Genomic DNA, 20,835 nt, shown 5'->3' with positions numbered 1-20,835 from the left:
TTAAGAATTAAGAATTAAGAATTAAGAATTAAGAATTAAGAATTAAGAATTAAGAATTAAGAATTAAGAATTAAGAATTAAGAATTTTAAAAGTTATTGAGCATGAAAAACATACAAAACAGTTTAACGTTTTTAACTATTTCACTTTTAACTTTTTTAACTACAACAAGTTACTAATGATACATATAAAATACATCATAACAATTGGATTGCTTGTTATAACAAGTGTAAGTTATGCGCAAAGTCTAAACGATTATATCGAAGTGGCTTTAAAAAACAATCCTGAAATTCAATCTTTTGAGTTAAAACATCAGATTGCTGAGGAAAAAACTAATGAATCGGTTACACTTGCAAATACAGAATTTGGCGCAGGCTATTTTGTAAGTGAACCAGAAACAAGAACAGGCCCTCAACGCTTTAAATTATCGGTAAAGCAAATGCTCCCTTGGTTTGGAACAATTACTGCTCGAGAAAATTATAGTAGTTCTCTAGCAGATGCTTCGTATACTGAAATTACTATTGCTAAACGAAAATTAATGCTAACTGTAACAGAATCTTATTATAAATTATATGCATTACAAGCCAAGCAAGAGGTTTTAAAAGAACAAATAGACTTATTAAAACATTACGAACAAATTGCTTTAACAGGAGTTGAAGTAGGAAAAACTTCTGCAGTAAAAGTATTGCAGCTACAAATTCGGGAAAATGAATTAGATGAAAAGAGAAGAGTTTTTGAGCAGGAATATTTAGGGGAATTAGTAGCCTTCAACTTACTTCTAAATCAGGATAAAGAAAATAATGTGGCGGTAATCTCCGCCTTGGAAATTCCAACGCAGACAGAAGAAATAGAAATAGATAATCTACAACTTCATCCAGAGCTCTTAAAATATGACGCTTTGTATAATTCGGTCACCCAAGCAGAGCTACTCAACCAAAAAAGTAATGGTCCTAATTTAGGAATTGGACTGGATTACATTAATGTTTCTGAACGTACAGATATGGATGTTCTCGATAATGGAAAAGATATTTTTATGCCTATGGTTTCCATTTCTGTTCCTATCTTTAATAAGAGTATTCGTTCTAAAACCCTTCAGAACAAATTACAACAAGAAGAAATTGAAATGCAAAAAGCATTAAAAATAAACCAGCTTACTACGTATTTAGAAATAGCTTCAAAAAACAGAACTAATGCTAGAATTAGCTATGAAACACAGCAAAAAAATATGGAACAAGCAGTAAATGCTGAAGAAATTCTGATAAAGAATTATGAAACTGAAACCATAAATTTTAATGATTTATTAGATATTTTAGAATTACAACTTAACATTCAACTCAATGAAATAGAAGCCATTAAAAACTACTATTTGCAAAGCGCACTAATTAATTATATTACAAACAATTAAATATTATATCATGAAAAAAATGAGAATTATACCACAAATCGGAATTTTAGTAGCTATTGGAATATTTGTTATTTCATGTAAAGATTCCAATTCTAAATCGTCTGAAACAAAGACAGTTGCTATTGCTTTTAAAAATGATTTAGCAGACAAAGCTTTTCAACATTATACCCACATCAAAACGGCACTTACTAATGGCAATGTAAGTGAGGCTAAAAAAGGAGGTAAAATGCTCTCGGAAACCATCAGCAATAATTATATAGATATTTCAAATCTCAGTAAAAAAATTGCTGTAAGTGAAAATCTTGAAGAGCAACGTCAAGCATTTTCTGAGCTTACTAATGCCATTCAACCGTTTATAGAATCGAATCTTGAAAATGGAGAAATATATAAACAATACTGCCCAATGGCTTTTAATAATGCAGGGGGCTATTGGTTTTCAAAAGAAGAAGCTGTTAGCAATCCATATTTTGGAGAAAAAATGCTGAAATGTGGTACTGTTAAAGAAGTGATTAAATAATATTGTTGTCCGATAAAAGCAGACAGCGTTTATTGCATTCCACATATATCAAGGGTTAATAGAGGTTTTAAAATAGCCCCCTTGCTATTAAGAAAAATGAATAAAAAGAGGAGTTTATTAATATTATTTTTTTAAACTACTCACTTTGTAATAGTTAAGATTTAGTCTTTGTTCTTTTCTCTTACAGCGAAGCAGTCTTGTATTTTTAATCGGACATTAATGATAAAATAATTTATTTAGAGCGTAAGCTTTTTTTAAAATACAATTAACTACCTCGGAATAAACACACGAGGTAGTTAAAAAAATAACTTAACTTTACCCGTTGTGCATTTAGAAAAAGTTGTGCAAACTGCTAAAATGCAGTAAATTGTAGTAACCACACTATAATTTATATGCACAACTTTCAAGCAAATTACGACAAAATCCTCAAGGTTTTAAAAGAATTGGATTGTAAAATGGATTATTTACATCAAATCCGTAAACCTAAATTAAGAGATAAAGAGCTTATAGCTATTGATTTAACATCAGAATATATGAGTGTTGATAGTGAATGCCAGCTTTTTCGAATGTTACCTGCTGGTCTATCCAGCAAAATAGAGCGCAGTGTCTACAATAGAAGAAAGCGTAAGTTGTTTTCTTTTAGAGAATCACTTCGCAAGGCATTAGTGAGAAAGTTGAATAAATCTGAGCATTGTTATATTGTTGACAGTATGCCGTTAGAGGTCTGTAAATTATCAAGAAGCGCTAGAAGTAAGATATGTAAAGAACAAAACTACAGTCTGCCCGAAAAAGGATATTGTGCAAGTCAATCAAGCCATTATTATGGATATAAATTACATGCTGTCTGTTCTGCTCAGGGTGTTATCGAAAGTATGGATATTAGTCCAGCCTCTGTGCACGATATTAATTATTTAAAGGATATAAAGCATCAATTAAGTGATTGCATATTACTTGGTGATAAAGGGTATTTGTCGGCTGAATATCAATTGAATTTATTTGAATATCATAATATTAGACTTGAAACCCCTATGAGAACAAACCAGCATAACTATAGGGAGCAGCCGTACGTTTTTAAGAAATCCAGAAAGCGTATTGAAACATTGTTTTCTCAACTTTGCGACCAATTTATGATTCGAAGGAATTATGCTAAATCTTTTGAGGGATTCAAAAACAGAATATTATCTAAGATTACGGCTATGACGGTCATTCAATATATAAACATATTTGAATTCAACAGAAATATCAATAACCTAAAAATCAATATTGCCTAAATGCACAACGGGTCTTAACTTTCTTGTTGCATACATTCAAAAAATACAAACGCATGTTTAGAAATCTTATTTTATTAATTATAATTCTTATTTCCTCAGAAGAGCAATTAATAGGGCAGGAAAATAGTATTTACATCAAGGCTGGCTTATTATATGATAGTAAAGAAAATAAGTTGGTAAAGAACAAGCTTATACATATTCGAGGAACAAAAATTATATCAGTCAGTGAATTTGAATCTTTACCTAAAAATAGCCAAGCCATTGATTTAACTGGGTATACTGTTCTTCCGGGGTTAATTGATGCACATACACATGTCCTTTTTTCTCAAGATGCCAACGAAGATTTTTCAGAACATAGCATACAATCTCTAACTATGGAAAGTGATGCGTTAAGAGTACTTCGGGGTTCTAAAAGAGCTAGAAGCTATTTAGACCAAGGAATAACGAGTATTAAAGATTTAGGAAATTCAGGATTATATCTTGACGTAGCCCTTCGTGATGCCATTAACGAAGGAACAGTTGAAGGCCCACGTATTTTTGCTACTGGACCTATTTTGGCCGCAAATGGTGGACAAATTTATAATGTACTACCTGAACACCAAAATATAATCGATTTAGAATATCGAATAATATCTAGTCCTGTAGATGCAAGAAATGCTGTCCGTGAACATGTGAATCAAAATGTTGATTTAATTAAAATATGTGCCGATAATCTTCCAAATAAAACATTTTTAACAACAGATGAAATAAAAGCTATTGTTCAAACAGCACACTCATATAATTTAAAGGTAACAGCTCATTGTGTTACAAACCAATCTGCGTGGAATGCAGTCGAGGCGGGTGTTGATGGTATTGAGCATGGGTTCAATCTAGCTGATAGCACATTAACTAAAATGGCAGAAAAACAAGTTTATATGGTGCCAACAGAAAACAGTAAAGATTATATGAATACTTATGTTAAACTTGCTGGTTATAATGCGAATGAAACTGAGTGGATTGATACGTATCTAAACAAAATGAAGGATAGGCTAAAAAAGGCTATTGATAAGGGAGTCCCAATAGTAGCAGGGTCTGATAATTATACAGATATAAAAGTATCTAGAGGAGAATCGTCTACTGATATGTTTCGGTATTATTTCGAAGCTGGAATGAAACCATTAGATATATTACAATCTAGTACATACATTTCTGCTTTTCATTTAAATAAAGAGAATGACATTGGCTATATAAATCCTCAAGCTAATGCGGATATTATAGCTGTAAAAGGAGACATTATTAATGATTTTATTTCTACAATAGAAAATGTTGAATTTATAATGAAAGATGGGAAGATTTATGAAAATACAACTGATTAAGATGTAATTTGAAGTGAAAAAACTATGCAAACATCAACTATATCAAATACAAACTACCGTGCTAAAAAATAGTAATTACATAAAAATAAACTAATTGCTATACGAAAAGGAAAGTATTTTTAAAATCCCGCACTTGCCATAGTCGTGAGTCTAAATGAATAATTAAACCCTCTATGAAGGATTAAAAATCTATAATATTTTGAAATGACAAAAACCATTCACATAAAAAACATGGTATGTAACCGATGCAAAACCGTTCTTAAACAAGAGCTGGAAGCTATTGGTGTTGAAATTATCAATGTAGAATTGGGGAAAGTAACCTTCAAAATAAACTCAGAAATAAGTCTTTCTACCATTAAAAAAATTGTAGATACCAATGGATTTGAAGTTATTTTAGACGATAATGAACTCATTCTTGAAGAGATAAAAATAGCATTGATCTTACTCTTAGATAAATCTAATGATGAAAGTTTATCTTCTTATTTAACCCAAAAAATTGGAAGGGAATATTCTAGTTTGAGTAAATTATTCAGTAAAAAAGAAGGTATTACTATTGAAAAATATTTTATCAATCTAAAAGTTGAAAAAGCCAAGGAATTCATACAAATGGGAAACCTTAACTTCTCGGAAATTGCTTACAGTTTAGGTTATAAAAACAGTAGCCATTTAGCACAGCAATTTAAAACAATAACTGGAATGTCTATGAGCGACTATAAAAATATAAAAAACTGGGAAAGAAAGCCTTTTGACCAAATAATATAAATATCTCCCATAATTATAATAAGTGCTTTTTTAAGTTAAGCTTAATTTTATATCATAAAAATGGTTTAAAATGAAACATACATATAACATACAAGGAATGAGTTGCAATGGTTGTAAAAACCACGTTGAAAAAACATTAGCTTCTGTAAAAGGAGTTGATGGAGCATATGTGGATTTAGAAAATGCAACTGCAGAAATAGAAATGCAATCTCATATTCCTATTGAAGAGTTTCAGGAGGCACTTAAAAAAGATGGTGGAAGTTATAGCATTACTACAGAAGAAAAAAGATCCTGCTGTAGTTCTCATTCTCAAAAAAAGGTAGAAAAAGGACAAGGGACGGGTATTTTTTATTGTCCGATGCATTGCGAAGGGGATAAAACTTACAATAAACCAGGAGACTGCCCTGTTTGCGGGATGGATTTAGTAGAAGAGCAAAGTATAAATACTTCACAAAATACTACTTATACCTGCCCTATGCATCCTGAGGTTGAAAAAGATGAGCCAGGAGACTGCCCTATTTGTGGCATGGATTTAGTTCCTAAAACTCCCGATTTATCTTCAGAAGAGAAAAACTACCTATCTCTAAAACGAAAATTTTGGATAGCACTCGGATTTACACTTCCCATTTTTCTAATTGCAATGTCGGAAATGCTCTCCAACAATCCGCTATATAATATGATGTCTCTTAAATATTGGAATTGGGTCCAATTTGCACTTTCTATTCCTGTAGTATTTTGGGCTACTTGGATGTTCTTTGAACGCGCTTATAAATCTGTAAAAACATGGAACTTAAACATGTTTACACTCATTGGTATTGGAGCGGGAGTAGCTTGGTTGTTTAGTATTATTGGATTGTTATTTCCAGATTTTTTTCCTCCACAATTTAAAACTGAAAGTGGAATTGTCCATGTCTATTTTGAATCGGCCACCGTTATTTTAACTTTAGTATTATTCGGACAATTATTGGAGGCTCGCGCGCACAGTAAAACAAATTCTGCAGTGAAAGAATTATTAAAGTTAGCTCCCAATAAAGCAATTCGAGTAAAAGATGGAAAGGAAGAGGAAATTGCTATTGATAAAATTGTTTTAGACGATGTTTTACGGGTAAAACCAGGAGATAAAATTCCAGTTGATGGAATAATTACAGAAGGAGAAACAAGTATTGATGAATCCATGATTACAGGAGAACCTATTCCTGTTTCAAAAACAGAAGGCGATTTGGTTAACAGCGGAACCATTAATGGAAATCAATCCTTTTTGATGAAAGCCGAGAAAGTTGGCAATGAAACCTTGCTTTCTCAAATCATAACCATGGTTAATAATGCGAGTCGTAGTAAAGCTCCTATTCAGAAATTAGCCGACAAAATATCCTCTTATTTTGTTCCCATTGTAGTTGGAATTGCTGTCATTACTTTCATTGTTTGGGCCATTTTGGGACCTGCACCAGCGTATGTTTATGCTTTAATAAATGCTATTGCAGTATTAATTATTGCTTGTCCGTGTGCATTAGGTTTAGCAACTCCAATGTCTGTTATGGTAGGAGTAGGTAAAGGTGCGCAATCTGGGGTATTGATTAAAAGTGCTGAAGCCTTAGAGACTATGGCAAAAGTTGACACCTTAATTATTGATAAAACTGGAACTATTACCGAAGGAAAACCTACAGTAGAAAAAATAGTTGTTTTAGATGATGGAACTACAGAGGATGAGGCTTTAAAATATATCATCTCGGTAAACAATAATAGTGAACATACATTAGCAGAAGCAACCCTAAAATACGGAAAAGAAAAAGGTATAAAACCTGAAAATGCTCATAATTTTAATGCTGTTACTGGAAAAGGTGTTGAAGCAACTATAGATGGTAAAAAAATAAGTTTAGGAAACAATAAACTTATGGAAAGTATTGACACCTCCCTAACGGAAGAAGTTAAAAATGAAGCAACTACCTACCAAAAGCAAGGAAAAACAGTTTCTTATTTAGCCATTGATAAAAAAGTAATTGGTTTTGTGGTAATTGCCGATAAGATTAAAGAAACTAGTAAAAAAGCAATTCAAGAGCTTCAAAAAAGTGGAATTGCAGTAATTATGCTTACTGGCGATAATAATAATACCGCAAAAGCTGTAGCAGAAGAACTCAATTTAACCGATTATAAAGCACAAATGCTTCCAGAAAACAAACAGGAAGAGGTAAAACATTTACAAAGCAAAGGAAAAATTGTTGCGATGGCTGGAGATGGTATAAACGATGCCCCTGCCTTAGCACAAAGTAATGTAGGAATTGCTATGGGAACAGGTACCGATGTTGCCATAGAGAGTGCCTCCATAACACTTGTAAAAGGCGATTTACATGGAATTGTAAAGGCAAGAATATTGAGCCACAAAGTCATGAAAAACATACGTCAGAATTTATTTTTTGCTCTTATTTACAACACCATTGGAATTCCAATTGCTGCTGGGGTTTTATTTCCAGTATTCGGTTTATTGTTATCTCCAATGATTGCCGCTTTAGCAGTGAGTTTTAGTTCTGTGTCGGTTATAGCAAATGCTTTAAGGCTAAGAAGTGCTGATGTTAGTTGAGAGCCTGAAGATTGGAAGATTGGAAGATTGGAAGATTGGAAGATTGTAAAGATTGAATGATTGAAAGATTGAAAGATTGAAAGATTGAATGATTGAATGATTGAATGATTGTAAAGTTTGTAAAGTTTGTAAAGTTTGTAAAGTGAAAAAGTAAAAAGTTAATGAGTTAAAGGAAAGAAGTTAGAAGATTAAAAGATTGAATGATTGAAAGATTTGAAGATTTGAAATATGTACTTTAATTTACTCATTTTCAAATTAGCAAATTTATAACTTTGACCCTTTGACCCTTTGACCCTTTGACCCTTTGACCCTTTGACCCTTTGACCCTTAAAGTAAAAAATGAATCTATACTAATATGAAAAAAAATAATATATACGTCATAATTGCAGCGCTGGTTGGCTTAGGATTAGGATATCTTTTCTTCGGAAGCTCAACAACATCAACTTCTGAGGATGATAATAAACATACCCACGCAACTGCAGATGAGTTATGGACATGCTCCATGCATCCGCAGATACTTAAAAACGAACCGGGCGACTGTCCCATTTGCGGGATGGAACTAATTCCAGCATCAGGAGAGAATGATTCTACAGACACTAATCAGTTTAAAATGACTGAAAATGCCATGGCATTGGCAAACATTCAAACAAGTATTGTAGGGAATTCAACTGTAGGGAATTCAGTAGTAAAACTTTCAGGAAAAATCAAACCTAACGAAGATAAAACTTATACGCAATCGGCGCACTTTAACGGAAGGATTGAAAAACTTTATATAAAGTCGTTAGGAGAAACTGTACAAAAAGGGCAGCCTATTGCTGTGGTATATTCTCCAGAATTGGTAAGTGCTCAACAAGAACTAATTACTGCTTCTAAAATGCAAAACTCGCAACCAAAGTTATATGAAGCTGTAAAGAATAAGTTTATGAATTGGATGATTCCAGAAAAAGAAATCAACGATATTATAAATTCTGGAAAAGCTAAATCAAGATTTACAATCTATGCGCATATATCTGGGGTTGTAACAAGTTTAGATGTTTCTGAAGGCGGACATATGATGGATGGAAAACCTATATTCCAAACTGCCGATCTACAAACTGTTTGGGCTGTATTTGATGCTTATGAAAAACAAATTCCGATACTAAAAGTAGGGCAAGAAATTAATATTACCTCCAATTCTTATCCAAATAAAATCCTTACAGAAAACATAACATATATAGATCCTATATTAAATACAGAAACTCGTACTGTTGAAATTCGAACTGTATTAAATAATAAAGATAATCTACTTAAACCAGGAATGTTTGTAGAAGGCGAGATAGCAAATACAGACAAAACTATCGGCTCCCAATTAAATATCCCTACTACTTCGGTAATGTGGACAGGAAAACGATCTGTAGTATATGTAAAACAAGCTGGAGAAACTCCAATTTTTGAAATGCGAGAAATTGAAATTGGAGCAAATAATGGAACCTCTTATACCGTTATAAGCGGTCTAAAAAATGGAGAAGAAATTGTTACTAATGGAACTTTTACAGTTGATGCAGCGGCACAATTACAAGGGAAACCTTCCATGATGAAACCATAAGTTTTAATAACTTTATTGAGCATAAAAAAAGTCCAGCTACAAATTGTAACTGGACTTTTTTAAAATTTTTATTTGCAGATTATTTACTTGCAAAAAGTTCTACATCTCCTTTTGTAACTTCTTTTCCTCCTAAAATAATTAAGCGTTCTACCACATTTCTTAACTCTCTAATATTTCCAGTCCAATCATACTCCTGGAGTAGTTTAATGGCGTCTTTAGAAAATGCTTTTTGAGCATTTCCTTGCTCTGTTGCTATTTTATTAGCAAAATGTTCTATTAGTAGTGGGATATCCTCACGACGGTCGTTGAGTGGCGGAACATCTATTAAAATAACTGCCAAACGATGGTAAAGATCTTCTCTAAACTTTCCGTCTTCAATCTCCTTTTTCAAATCTTTATTAGTAGCTGCTACTACCCTTACATCTACTTTTATATCTTTATCGCTTCCTACTCTAGATATCTTATTTTCTTGCAAAGCACGTAATACTTTAGCTTGAGCTGAGAGACTCATATCTCCTATTTCATCTAAAAAAATAGTTCCTCCATTTGCTGCTTCAAACTTTCCTGCTCTATCTTTAACTGCAGAAGTAAACGCTCCCTTTATATGTCCAAATAATTCACTTTCTATAAGTTCAGAAGGGATTGCAGCACAATTTACCTCTACCATAGGTCCTTTAGAACGCTCGCTTTTTTGATGAAGCCAGTGCGCAACCAATTCTTTTCCTGTTCCATTGGGACCTGTAATCATTACACGGGCATCTGTAGGAGCCACTTTCTCTATCATTTCTTTAATCATTGAGATGTTCTTACTCTCGCCAATCATTTCATAATTTTTTCCTACTTTCTTTTTAAGCAATTTATTTTCTACTACCAATTGCTGCTTATCAAAGGCATTTCTAACGGTATTTAGTAAGCGATTTAAATCTGGTGGTTTTGAGATATAATCATAAGCCCCCATTCTCATTGTATTTACAGCGGTATCTATATCTCCATGTCCAGAAATCATAACAAAAGGTAATTCTGGTTTTATTTTTTTTCCCGCCTGCAATACTTCAACACCATCCATTTTTGGCATTTTTATATCGCAAAGCACTAAATCGTACTCATTTTTTTTAATCAACTCAATACCTTCTAACCCATCGCTAGCTTCTTCAAGTTCATATGCTTTATTTTCTTCAGAAAGTATTTTTATAAGCACTCGGCGGATAGCCGCTTCGTCTTCAATAACAAGAATTTTTGCCATTTTATGTTTTTTTTATCCTTCAGCAAAGAAGAACATTTATATTTTTACTCAAAAGGTATTTATACACTAAATAAAGATTCATTTAAATACAACACCTTACAGAATAAAAATAAAACAATAAATGCGCATTAAAAAAATGTAAGCATTATAATATTGTTTATTTATTAATAATTATTGAACTCCACTTATATTAAGATTCAAATGATGTTTTCAAAAATAGACCCCTTGCTATTAATAAAAATAAATAAAAAGAGGGTTTTAGTAATGTTTTTTCTTTAAACTACTTATTTTATGGTAGTTAAAATTTAATCTTTACTCTTTTTTTAGCGAAGCGGTCTTATATTTTTACTCGGACATTATTTATTAATAATATGGATATCTCTTTGTGGGAATGGAATACTAATACTATTTTCTCTAAATAAACTATCAATTCTAAAACGTACTTCACTTTTAATACGTGGTTCAGAAAAACTATCGTTTAAAAAGAGGTTAAGGTCAAAAACTAAAGAAGAATCTCCAAAGTCTTTAAAAATAACATTTGGTTTTGGATTTTTTAAAACTCCTTTTTGTTCATCAGCGCTTTTTAAAAGCAACTTTTCTACAAGTTTTGTATCGCTTCCATAAGCTACCCCAACCGTAACAGTCTCTCTTGTTATTTTATGATTTTGAGTATAGTTATAAACCACTTGAACTAAAAAAATATGGTTTGGAATAATAACAATTTTATCATCGCGAGTTATAGCTCTAGTGGTTCGGAGTCTGATATCTATTACCTTTCCTACTTTTCCATTAATTTCTATAACATCGCCTATATGAAGTGATTGGTCTAAAATAATAAGAATCCCAGAAATTATATCCTGAAATAAATACTGAAGGGCAAACCCTAAACCTACAAATAAAGCTGCAGAGGCCGTTAATAAAACAGTTAAATCAATACCAGAAGTACTCATTACTGCTATAATAACTAAAATGTAAACTATATAATTAGCAAACTTAAAAACACTTACAAACTTTCGTTTATCTTCCAAAGGAAGTTTTGCGGTAACAAACCTTCTAATAAGTTTTAGAATATAATATGCTAAAACACAGCTAAAAATAATAACTAATAATGTCCCTATGGTTATAAAAGCTTTCTCTCCTTTGTATAAGGGATAAGTAAAAAAAGACTTTAAACCATTTATTAAATTTTCAATAAATTCTCTCATTTGCAATTTGTTTTAAATAATAAATTGCAATATAGAATATTATCTATTTATATTTTAACCATTTGTAAATTTCTTTATAGCTAGGCTTCTTTCCGTACATTAAAATCCCTACTCTATATATTTTTGCTGCTATCCACACTATGAATAAAAAAGTCATAATCAAAAATATAATCGATGTTATAAGTTGCCACCAAGGAACTCCAGCACCTCCTACTCCACTTGGTAAACGCATCATCATAACAATTGGTGAGGTAAGCGGAAATAAGGAAAATGCCACTGCAATTGGCCCATGTGGATTCTCAAATACAGAGAAAAATCCAACATAAATACCTAACATTAGTGGTGTAATTACAGGAAACATAAACTGCTGTGTATCTGTTTCATTATCTACTGCTGCTCCAATAGCTGCATAAATAGAACTGTAAATTAAATAGCCTAAAGAGAAATATAGCAAAAAACATATAATTAATGTTCCCCATGGAATTTTAACCAATTCATTTACATATAATTGAATTGTATCTTGAGAAGCAGTTGTATTAAAAGTCTCCATAGCTTCGGGAGAAATATTTGCTTGATTATGAAAGGCATCTACTTCAATCCCCATAACCGACAAAACTCCGTATGTTAATAGTCCCGCAGAAATTATCCATATAACAAATTGAGTAATTCCAGCTAAAGAAGTTCCTAATATTTTACCCAACATTAATTGAAACGGACGTACAGAGGAGATAATAACTTCTATAATTCTAGTGGTTTTTTCTTCAATAACGCTTCGCATTACAAAAGCTCCGTAAATAATAATAAACATCATTATTAAATACCCAAATCCTCCACCAATAAAGGCTTTTAATTCACTAATACCCTTTACATTTTTCTCTCCACTAAAGTTTACAATTCTCATTTCGTAATTACTCTCCAATTCATTCATCACTTCAGGAGAAATATGCAATGCTTGTAATTTAAACTCTCTAACTTTATGTTCTATTTTTCCTTCTATACTCCCTAGAATATCCATACTTGGCGATTCTTTTGTATAAAACTGAATTTTATCAGCAACTATATCAATTTTATCTCCCTCTGGAATATGTATCAATCCATAATATCCTGCAGCATGAACAGAATCAATAGCTTTTTCTAAAGAGATATTGGAGAAATCTATATAAGAAGCTTCGGTTCCTTCTGTAAATTGGTGACTAAAAAACGGACTTTCATCGAGAACCGCTACAATTCTTTTCTCTTCACTATTAACTTTAGCTAAATAAACAACCAAAGCAATCATGGCTACAATTATAATAGGACTCAAAACTGTAAGAACAATAAAAGATTTGTTCCTAACTTTGGCCATATATTCACGCTTTATTATAAGTAATAATTTGTCCATTTAATTACGTTTTACCGTTTCAATAAAAATTTCATTAGCTGTAGGAATTACCTCCACAAAATGGGTTACCAATCCTTGAGTAGTAAGATACATTAAGAGGTCGTTTGCAGTATGACCTTCTTGAAGTTGAATTCTAAGTTTTAACTCGTCTCCTAAAGAGCGAAATTGAGCTTTTGTTACAGTAAACTTAGTCGCCAATTCCTTTTTTAAAACATCTGGATTAGCTGTTTCTATTCCCACTTCGTACGTACCATTTCTAAAATCTCTTTTTATGTCGATAAGTTTCCCGTCTAATATTTTATTGGACTTATTAATCAACGCAATATGATCGCACAGCTCCTCTACAGACTCCATTCGGTGTGTAGAAAAAATAACTGTAGAACCATTTTCTTTTAGGCGAAGGATTTCATCTTTAATCAAATTAGCATTTATAGGATCAAATCCACTAAAAGGCTCATCAAAAATTAAGAGTTTAGGCTCATGAAGAACGGTAACTACAAATTGGATTTTTTGTGCCATTCCTTTAGAAAGCTCCTGCACTTTTTTATTCCACCAGTCGCCAATTTCTAGACGTTCGAACCAATATTTTAGTTTCTTTTGAGCTTCACTTTTACTCATGCCTTTCAATTGAGCTAAATATAAAGCTTGCTCTCCCACTTTCATACTTTTGTAAAGTCCGCGTTCTTCTGGTAAGTAACCAATCATTTGAACGTGTTCCGATTTTAAATCTTCACCATTAAAGATTACTTTTCCAGTATCTGGATATGTAATTTGATTAATAATACGTATAAAAGTAGTTTTACCAGCTCCGTTTGGCCCTAGGAGTCCGAAAATAGTTCCTTCTGGAATTTCCAAAGAAACATTATTTAGTGCCGTATAATCTCCAAAACTTTTGGAAACATTCTGAGCGACTAACAAATTCGCCATATTCAAATTGATTTTTTCAAATATATTGGTTAATAAAGTACTATAAAAGATAATACCTCTATTTATAAAAAATAAAAACCCACCCTTAAAAAAAATCAAGGATGGGAAAAAATTGCTATGAAAAAGAAAAAATTAACACTAGGTTAGAACCAGTGTTATTACAAAGATATATTTTTTTGTATAACACAAAAGTTAAATTATGAAAACATATCTTTTACTTTTTCAAAAAACGATTTATCGTTCTTCTCTGGATTTGGAGAAAAATTATCATCTCCTACCATTCTTTCGAAGAAATCGCGTTGTTCTTTATTCAATGTTTTTGGAGTCCAAACATTAATATGTACTAAAAGGTCTCCTTGTCCGTACCCATTAATACTTGGAATTCCTTTTCCTTTAAGGCGAAGAATTTTTCCAGATTGAATTCCTTCTTCCAATTTAATCCGAACCTTTCCGGTTACGGTATCTATTTCTTTTGAAGTTCCTAAAACAGCTTCTGCAATACTTACATATAAATCAAAGTGAAGATTATCTCCTTCTCTTTTTAATGTATTGTGTTCTTGCTCCTCAATAGCCACCAATAAATCTCCTGAAATTCCATTACTTCCTGGAGCTTCATTTCCTTTACCAGTAACTTTAAGCTGCATTCCTTCCACTACTCCAGCAGGAATTTTAATAGAAACCGTTTCTTCTTTAACTACAAGTCCTTGTCCGTCTGCTTCTGAAGAACGTTTGTCTATAACCTCCCCAGCTCCACCACAAGAATTACAAGTTGTAGCAGTTTGCATTCTACCTAAGATAGTATTGGTAACTCGCATCATTTGTCCAGTACCATTACAGGTAGGACATGTTTTATAGGTTACATCGTCAGCTTGTATTTTTCTTCTTACTTTTACTTTCTTCTCCACTCCATTGGCAATTTCTTCCAATGTAAGCTTTACACGAATACGGAGATTAGAGCCTTTAACTCTAGCTCGTCCGCCGCCGCCAAATCCACCAAAACCGCTGAATCCGCCGCCACCGCCAAAGGCTCCTCCGAATATATCTCCGAACTGACTAAAGATATCGTCCATATTCATATGTCCGCTACCGCCACCAAAGCCTCCAGCTCCATCAAAAGCAGCATGCCCATATTGGTCGTAACGCTGTTTCTTATTTGGATCGCTTAAAACTTCATACGCTTCTGCAGCTTTTTTAAACATCTCCTCAGCTTTCGTATCCCCAGGATTTTTGTCAGGGTGATGTTGTATAGCTTTCTTACGATATGCTTTTTTTATTTCTGCAGCCGATGCACTTTTATCTATTCCTAATATTTCGTAATAATCTTCCTTCATGTAACTATCTTAGAAAGGCTTTTCCTTTCGATTTATATAAATATTTTATAAAAGTTCTATTCAATTGAAAGTCAAAAAATTTTATGACAAAACGTCTTTTCTATTGCCCTACAATAACTTTTGGATGACGAATTACTTTATCTCCAAGTTTGTATCCTTTTTCTATTACATCAACCAATTTTCCTTTTAAGTCGTCTGTAGGTGCAGGAATTTGTGTAATAGCTTCATGCAAATCTGCATTAAAAACATCTCCAGTTTTTGTTTCTACTTGCTCTAAACCTTTAGCATTTAAAGTATTTCTAAGCTTATTACTAATAAGTTCTACTCCTTTTAGAAGTTCTTTATCCTCGGTTTTAGAAATTTCATTTAAAGCACGATCAAAATCATCTAAAACAGGAAGCATAGAAACCATAATATCTTGCCCTGCCGTTTTAAAAAGCTCCACACGCTCTTTGGAAGTTCTTCTTTTATAATTTTCAAATTCAGCAAAAAGTCTTAAAAACTTATCTTTTTCAGAAGCTAATTCTTCTCTTAACTTCTCCTCTTCACTTATTTCTTCAACCGCTTCCGTGGTTTGCTCTACTTCTTGCTCAACCGCTGTATTCTCTTCAGCAGCAAACTCTTTATTTATTTCTTCCTCTTTCTTTGACATAAATTTCATTTTTTATGACAATAAACCTGTCATTTATATTTTGCACGTTCAATTAAGAATCGTATTGCGTTGTTTCTTTTAAGTTCCTATAGGGAGGCAAAAGTATTGCCATTTATTTTAAAATGTCAAAATGTCACCAAAAAAAATTATTATAATTTTAATAGAGATGTAAATCGCTATTACTATTTTTGAGCACTAATCACTAAAAATTAATCAAAATGAAAAAGAATATTTTATCGCTTTCATTGATTGCATGTTTAACAGTTTTTACTGCATGTAAAAATGAAAAAAAGAACGAAACTACTACAGGAGAAGCAGAAGCTGCTAAAGAAGTAACTGCTGCTGCCGTTAAGTATAAAGCGGTTCCTGCAGAAAGTACAATTAACTGGAAAGGTGCTAAACCAACAGGAGAGCACACTGGTACAATTGCAATTGAATCTGGAGTTGTTTCTTTAAAAGATGGAAAAGTAGACAGTGGAAACTTTTTAATCGACATGAACTCTATTACCGTAACAGACCTTGAAGGCGACCAAAAAGCAAATTTAGAAGCGCATTTAAAAGGAACTGTTGAAGGAAAAGAAGATCATTTCTTTAACACAAAAGAACATCCAACTGCTTATTTTGAAGTAACTGGAACTGAAACTAAAGAAGGTAAAACTTACCTACAAGGAAATTTAGCAATTAAAGGAACTAAAAAGAACATCTCTTTCCCTATAAGTGTTACTGAAAATGGAGATTCTGTAACAGTAACTAGTGAAACGTTTACTATTGACAGAACAGAATGGAATGTAAATTACGGTTCTAAATCTGTTTTTGATAATTTAGGAGACAAATTTGTAAATGATGAGATTGAATTAACTGTAACAGTAAAAGCAAATAAAGCTTAATTCACTACAAATTTTAATAATTATTTAGGCCAATTCTTCATGGAATTGGCTTTTTTCGTTTAAAACATCTTTTAATGCTAAAGAGATGTTAGAATACGAAAAATTGTATCCAGAAGCCTCTATTTTTTTAGAACTCACACGCTGACTAGCATATAAAAGGTACGCCATATCACCTAAAATAAATTTCATAACCCCCATAGGGATATTTGGTAAAATAATAGGTTTTCTATAAACGTCTGCTATTTCATGTGTTAATTTATTATTCGTTACAGGGTTTGGTGCTACCCCATTAAAAACTCCTTCTAACTGATTTTCTATTACATGCAAGTATATTTTTGCTATGTCGGTAATATGTACCCAACTTTGCCACTGCTCCCCATTGCCAAAAACTGTACCGCCATAATAACGAATTGGTTTTGCCATTTTAGGCAACGCTCCTCCGTGAGAAGATAATACCAAACCAGTCCTTATTTTTGCTACAGAAAACTCATGCTTTTTTAATTTATCAGCTTCACTTTCCCATTTTTCTACAACATGACCAAGAAAAGAGTTATCTACCCCTGTATTGTCCTCCAAATAATAATTTGTGTAGGAATTAGGATAAATTCCAATTGCGGAAGCAGATACAAAAGATTGTATAGAATGGTTTACTTTTGAAATGGAATCATCTAGTAATTGAAGAGACTTTACGCGACTGTTAAGAATTTTCTTCTTATTTATTTTATTCCAGCGTTTGGAAATACTTACACCAGATAAATTTATAACAGCATCAACATCTTTAAAACATGCTAAGTCTATTTTTCCTTTAGCTGGATTCCAATAAAAACCTTTGTAGTTATTTTGATCTTCAATTTTTTCTTTACTTGTAGATAAATAATGTACAGTATAATTCCTGTTGTGACATATTCTCACAATCTCCTCCCCAATCAAACCAGTAGCTCCTGCAATTAAAATCTTCATAATTAAATTTTATTGTCTAAAAATAGGGATTTAATTTCTCTTAATGAGAAGCATTAATTTAGCTTTAACAATCTAATTACAAGTATTTAACGTTATTGAAGAAAATTCCTATCCTTTTTTAACAGCTCTTAACATTTCTCGCTTTCCTGGAGGTCCTGGCAATCTTTCTACTTCAAACCCCACTTCTTGCATGGCTCTTCTTACACTGCCTTTAGCTGCATAAGTTACCAACACCCCATTAGCCTTTAAAGCATTGTACATTTTCTGAAAGATAGAAACTTCCCAGAGTTCTGGTTGGACTCTAGCCCCAAAAGCATCAAAATAAATCAGATTAAAAGTGTTTATATTTTCAATCTCATCAAAAAACTGTTTTCTTTTTTTAAGCTGAAAATTTTCAGAAATAAATTGATAAGTCTCCCACTCAGATTCATGCATCTTCAAGAAAATACTTTGCTTATCTAAAACTTTTAACTCTTCTACATAATTTAGCAACTTTACCTCTTCCATAGAAACAGGATAGGCTTCTACACCATCATACTTAACTTTCACCTCCAAATTCTCTGCTTCAATAAAGGTTATAAAAGCATTCAAACCAGTTCCAAATCCAATTTCCAAAATAGAAAGCTCCTCTATTTTATTATTTTTCAGAAAAGGAAAAAAACCACTCTTAAGAAACACATGGTAGGCCTCTTGAATAGCTCCATGTTTAGAATGGTAATGCTCATCTAAATCTTTAATATAAATTGTAGAAGAACCATCTGAAGTTTGTATTATTTCTCTCTTCAAAACTATTTTTTTAGCAATACCCCATTAGCTTCAAAAGAATACGTTTTAGAAGGAGTGGTTATTTTTTCTATTTCACTTTCGGTAGCTCCTCCATCTTCTGCATAGTGTTTTTGATCTTCTACAGACATCATATCTACATATGCCTTACCGCTCAAAACCACTTCTTTTCCAGTAATATCTTTAGGAACAAAAAAACTATAATCCTTAAATTTTACCATTGCTTCTTCTCCATTTTCTAAATCTAGTTTCATCCAACATCCTTTGGCTTTACATACATCAGTAACTTTAGCCTTAAATGTTATTACAGATGTATCTCCTACTTTTAAGTTCTGATATTCGGCTTGAGTTTTCTCAGCAGAAATTATTTTTTCTACGGAAATTGTATCTCCATATATATTATAATTAGCTGCTATTTCTTTTTTCTGATGCTCACTTTTTGCATTACAAGAACACAGTATGAGTCCAATTCCTATGGCTAAAAATTTAATTTTCATATCTTATAGTATTTAATACACTCTCTTGGAGTAAGATTAAATTGTCTCAAAAAAAGAAAAATTATAACATTCCTACTAAGTATAGAAACATTAATTCTAGATTATTGAGCAAAAACTGTCTACAAAATAACTTATTTTTGTATTAAATAATCTGATTTTTGCTAGAATATTTTCTAATTTAGCAAAACGCAATAACCTGTAAGGTTTTTAGAACAATAAAATTAATCTTAAGAAGCAAAAATCTTAAGGGTTTCACCCAAAAAGGGGATTAAAGTTGAGTTATGAGCAAGGAAACTATTACGAATATCAAAATTGAAAAAGCTAGTACTTCAAAAATAAACGAAGTAGATTTTAGCAACTTAGCGTTTGGAAATGTTTTTACAGATCATATGTTTGTCTGTGATTATGAAAATGGAGCATGGCAAGAGCCACAAATTACTCCATATCAAAAAATATCTCTAGATCCTTCTGCACGTGTATTTCATTACGGGCAAGCAGTTTTTGAAGGGATGAAAGCATATAAAGATGAGCAAGATGATATTTGGTTGTTTAGACCAAAAGAAAATTTTGAGCGTATCAATAAATCTGCGGCTAGATTAGCAATGCCAGAGTTTCCTGAAGATTTTTTCTTTGAAGGACTTAATACCTTATTAAAACTTGAAAAAGATTGGATTAAAAAAGGGTTTGGCAATAGCTTATATATCCGCCCTTTTGTAATTGCTACAGAATCTGGAGTTTCAGCATCTCCTGCCAATAAATATAAATTCATGATTATTTGTTCGCCTGCACAATCGTATTATGGTGGAGAAGTTCGTGTTAAAATAGCAGACCATTATAGTAGAGCAGCTAGCGGAGGTTTTGGATTTGCAAAAGCTGCTGGGAATTATGCTGGTCAGTTTTACCCAACAAGTATTGCAAATAAAGAAGGTTTTCAGCAAATTATATGGACCGATGCTAATACACATGAGTATTTAGAGGAAGCTGGAACCATGAACATCTTTTTTAGAATTGGAGACAAATTAATTACTTGCCCAATTAGCGACCGAATTTTGGATGGAGTGACTAGAAAAAGTGTGATAGCAATGGCTAAAGACTTGGATATAGATGTAGATATAAGACCTATAAAAGTTACCGAAGTAATTGAAGCAGCAAACAATGGTTCTTTAAAAGAAATTTTTGGAAGTGGAACTGCTGCTGTTATAAACCCTATTGCTGGTTTTGGATTTAAAGGAGACACTTGGGAACTTCCAAAAATAGAAAATTCCTTTGCTTCTAAAATCAAACAAGCTATCATGGATATTCAATATAATATTTCTGAAGATAAGTTTGGTTGGCGAGTAAAAGTATAAGCATAAAATTATCATACTTAGTTGGAGGCTGTTTAAAAATTAATTTTTAAACAGCCTCCTTTTTTATAGTACATCAGCCCAAAACAAGCTCTCGAAAGAAATAAAAAAGAAATTTATTTTACAAAACCTGCTATAAACTTAGAACAGCCAAT

General features: G+C 32.2%; 18 protein-coding genes. 9 read left to right on the top strand and 9 right to left on the bottom strand.

From position 1 onward, the window contains the following. Positions 1-176: 176 nt before the first annotated feature. The 7 genes from JOOMADRAFT_RS18250 to JOOMADRAFT_RS18220 all read left to right on the top strand — a co-directional run bounded on the left by JOOMADRAFT_RS18250 (position 177) and on the right by JOOMADRAFT_RS18220 (position 9,468). Complete coding sequence (locus JOOMADRAFT_RS18250) at positions 177-1,403, top strand: TolC family protein (protein ID WP_008616050.1); 1,227 nt, start codon at positions 177-179, stop codon at positions 1,401-1,403. A gap of 10 nt (positions 1,404-1,413) precedes the next feature. Continuing rightward, positions 1,414-1,920, top strand: coding sequence for a DUF3347 domain-containing protein (locus tag JOOMADRAFT_RS18245; protein WP_008616041.1), 507 nt, complete (start codon positions 1,414-1,416; stop codon positions 1,918-1,920). A 392-nt stretch (positions 1,921-2,312) separates the two neighbouring features. Then, positions 2,313-3,191: an IS982 family transposase gene (locus tag JOOMADRAFT_RS18240; RefSeq protein WP_008610872.1), complete on the top strand. Its 879-nt coding sequence runs from the start codon at positions 2,313-2,315 to the stop codon at positions 3,189-3,191. Between the two features lie 53 nt (positions 3,192-3,244). Then, positions 3,245-4,546, top strand: a complete 1,302-nt coding sequence (locus JOOMADRAFT_RS18235; RefSeq protein WP_008616040.1) for a metal-dependent hydrolase family protein — start codon at positions 3,245-3,247, stop codon at positions 4,544-4,546. Between the two features lie 204 nt (positions 4,547-4,750). After that, a complete protein-coding gene (locus JOOMADRAFT_RS18230; RefSeq protein WP_008616039.1) occupies positions 4,751-5,308 on the top strand; it encodes a helix-turn-helix domain-containing protein in 558 nt (185 codons plus the stop codon). A gap of 70 nt (positions 5,309-5,378) precedes the next feature. Further along, positions 5,379-7,883: a heavy metal translocating P-type ATPase gene (locus JOOMADRAFT_RS18225; protein WP_008616038.1), complete on the top strand. Its 2,505-nt coding sequence runs from the start codon at positions 5,379-5,381 to the stop codon at positions 7,881-7,883. 355 nt (positions 7,884-8,238) lie between these two features. Further along, a complete protein-coding gene (locus tag JOOMADRAFT_RS18220; RefSeq protein ID WP_008616037.1) occupies positions 8,239-9,468 on the top strand; it encodes an efflux RND transporter periplasmic adaptor subunit in 1,230 nt (409 codons plus the stop codon). 79 nt (positions 9,469-9,547) lie between these two features. On the opposite strand, the gene JOOMADRAFT_RS18215 is transcribed toward JOOMADRAFT_RS18220, so the two are convergent. The 6 genes from JOOMADRAFT_RS18215 to JOOMADRAFT_RS18190 all read right to left on the bottom strand — a co-directional run bounded on the left by JOOMADRAFT_RS18215 (position 9,548) and on the right by JOOMADRAFT_RS18190 (position 16,207). After that, complete coding sequence (locus tag JOOMADRAFT_RS18215) at positions 9,548-10,711, bottom strand: sigma-54-dependent transcriptional regulator (RefSeq protein WP_008616036.1); 1,164 nt, start codon at positions 10,709-10,711, stop codon at positions 9,548-9,550. Positions 10,712-11,067: 356 nt separating this feature from the next. Next, complete coding sequence (locus JOOMADRAFT_RS18210; RefSeq protein ID WP_008616035.1) at positions 11,068-11,916, bottom strand: mechanosensitive ion channel family protein; 849 nt, start codon at positions 11,914-11,916, stop codon at positions 11,068-11,070. Positions 11,917-11,959: 43 nt separating this feature from the next. Further along, positions 11,960-13,297 (bottom strand): ABC transporter permease, encoded by a 1,338-nt coding sequence (locus JOOMADRAFT_RS18205; RefSeq protein ID WP_008616034.1) that lies wholly within the window; start codon positions 13,295-13,297, stop codon positions 11,960-11,962. Beyond that, positions 13,298-14,224, bottom strand: a complete 927-nt coding sequence (locus JOOMADRAFT_RS18200) for an ABC transporter ATP-binding protein (RefSeq protein WP_008616031.1) — start codon at positions 14,222-14,224, stop codon at positions 13,298-13,300. 197 nt (positions 14,225-14,421) lie between these two features. Then, positions 14,422-15,555 carry a molecular chaperone DnaJ gene (gene dnaJ / locus JOOMADRAFT_RS18195; protein ID WP_008616027.1) on the bottom strand — a complete coding sequence of 378 codons (1,134 nt, stop codon included), beginning with the start codon at positions 15,553-15,555 and terminating at the stop codon, positions 14,422-14,424. Positions 15,556-15,655: 100 nt separating this feature from the next. Next, a complete protein-coding gene (locus tag JOOMADRAFT_RS18190) occupies positions 15,656-16,207 on the bottom strand; it encodes a nucleotide exchange factor GrpE (RefSeq protein WP_008616026.1) in 552 nt (183 codons plus the stop codon). Positions 16,208-16,425: 218 nt separating this feature from the next. On the opposite strand from JOOMADRAFT_RS18190, the gene JOOMADRAFT_RS18185 reads away from it, so the two are divergent. Continuing rightward, entirely contained in the window at positions 16,426-17,094 is a 669-nt protein-coding gene (locus JOOMADRAFT_RS18185; RefSeq protein WP_008616025.1) for a YceI family protein, read from the top strand. A gap of 24 nt (positions 17,095-17,118) precedes the next feature. On the opposite strand, the gene JOOMADRAFT_RS18180 is transcribed toward JOOMADRAFT_RS18185, so the two are convergent. The 3 genes from JOOMADRAFT_RS18180 to JOOMADRAFT_RS18170 form a co-directional block, all read right to left on the bottom strand. Next, positions 17,119-18,054, bottom strand: a complete 936-nt coding sequence (locus tag JOOMADRAFT_RS18180) for a TIGR01777 family oxidoreductase (RefSeq protein WP_008616024.1) — start codon at positions 18,052-18,054, stop codon at positions 17,119-17,121. A 108-nt stretch (positions 18,055-18,162) separates the two neighbouring features. Continuing rightward, positions 18,163-18,840 (bottom strand): tRNA (5-methylaminomethyl-2-thiouridine)(34)-methyltransferase MnmD, encoded by a 678-nt coding sequence (mnmD, locus tag JOOMADRAFT_RS18175; RefSeq protein WP_008616023.1) that lies wholly within the window; start codon positions 18,838-18,840, stop codon positions 18,163-18,165. A 2-nt stretch (positions 18,841-18,842) separates the two neighbouring features. Continuing rightward, entirely contained in the window at positions 18,843-19,334 is a 492-nt protein-coding gene (locus JOOMADRAFT_RS18170) for a DUF4920 domain-containing protein (RefSeq protein ID WP_008616022.1), read from the bottom strand. A gap of 281 nt (positions 19,335-19,615) precedes the next feature. On the opposite strand from JOOMADRAFT_RS18170, the gene JOOMADRAFT_RS18165 reads away from it, so the two are divergent. Further along, positions 19,616-20,683, top strand: a complete 1,068-nt coding sequence (locus tag JOOMADRAFT_RS18165; RefSeq protein ID WP_008616021.1) for a branched-chain amino acid aminotransferase — start codon at positions 19,616-19,618, stop codon at positions 20,681-20,683. The last annotated feature ends 152 nt before the right edge of the window (positions 20,684-20,835 follow it).

Source organism: Galbibacter orientalis DSM 19592 (assembly GCF_000260115.1).
GTDB classification, from domain to species: domain Bacteria; phylum Bacteroidota; class Bacteroidia; order Flavobacteriales; family Flavobacteriaceae; genus Galbibacter; species Galbibacter orientalis.
The sequence above is the reverse complement of the archived record's forward strand: the minus strand, read 5'-3'. Positions and strand labels throughout refer to the sequence as shown.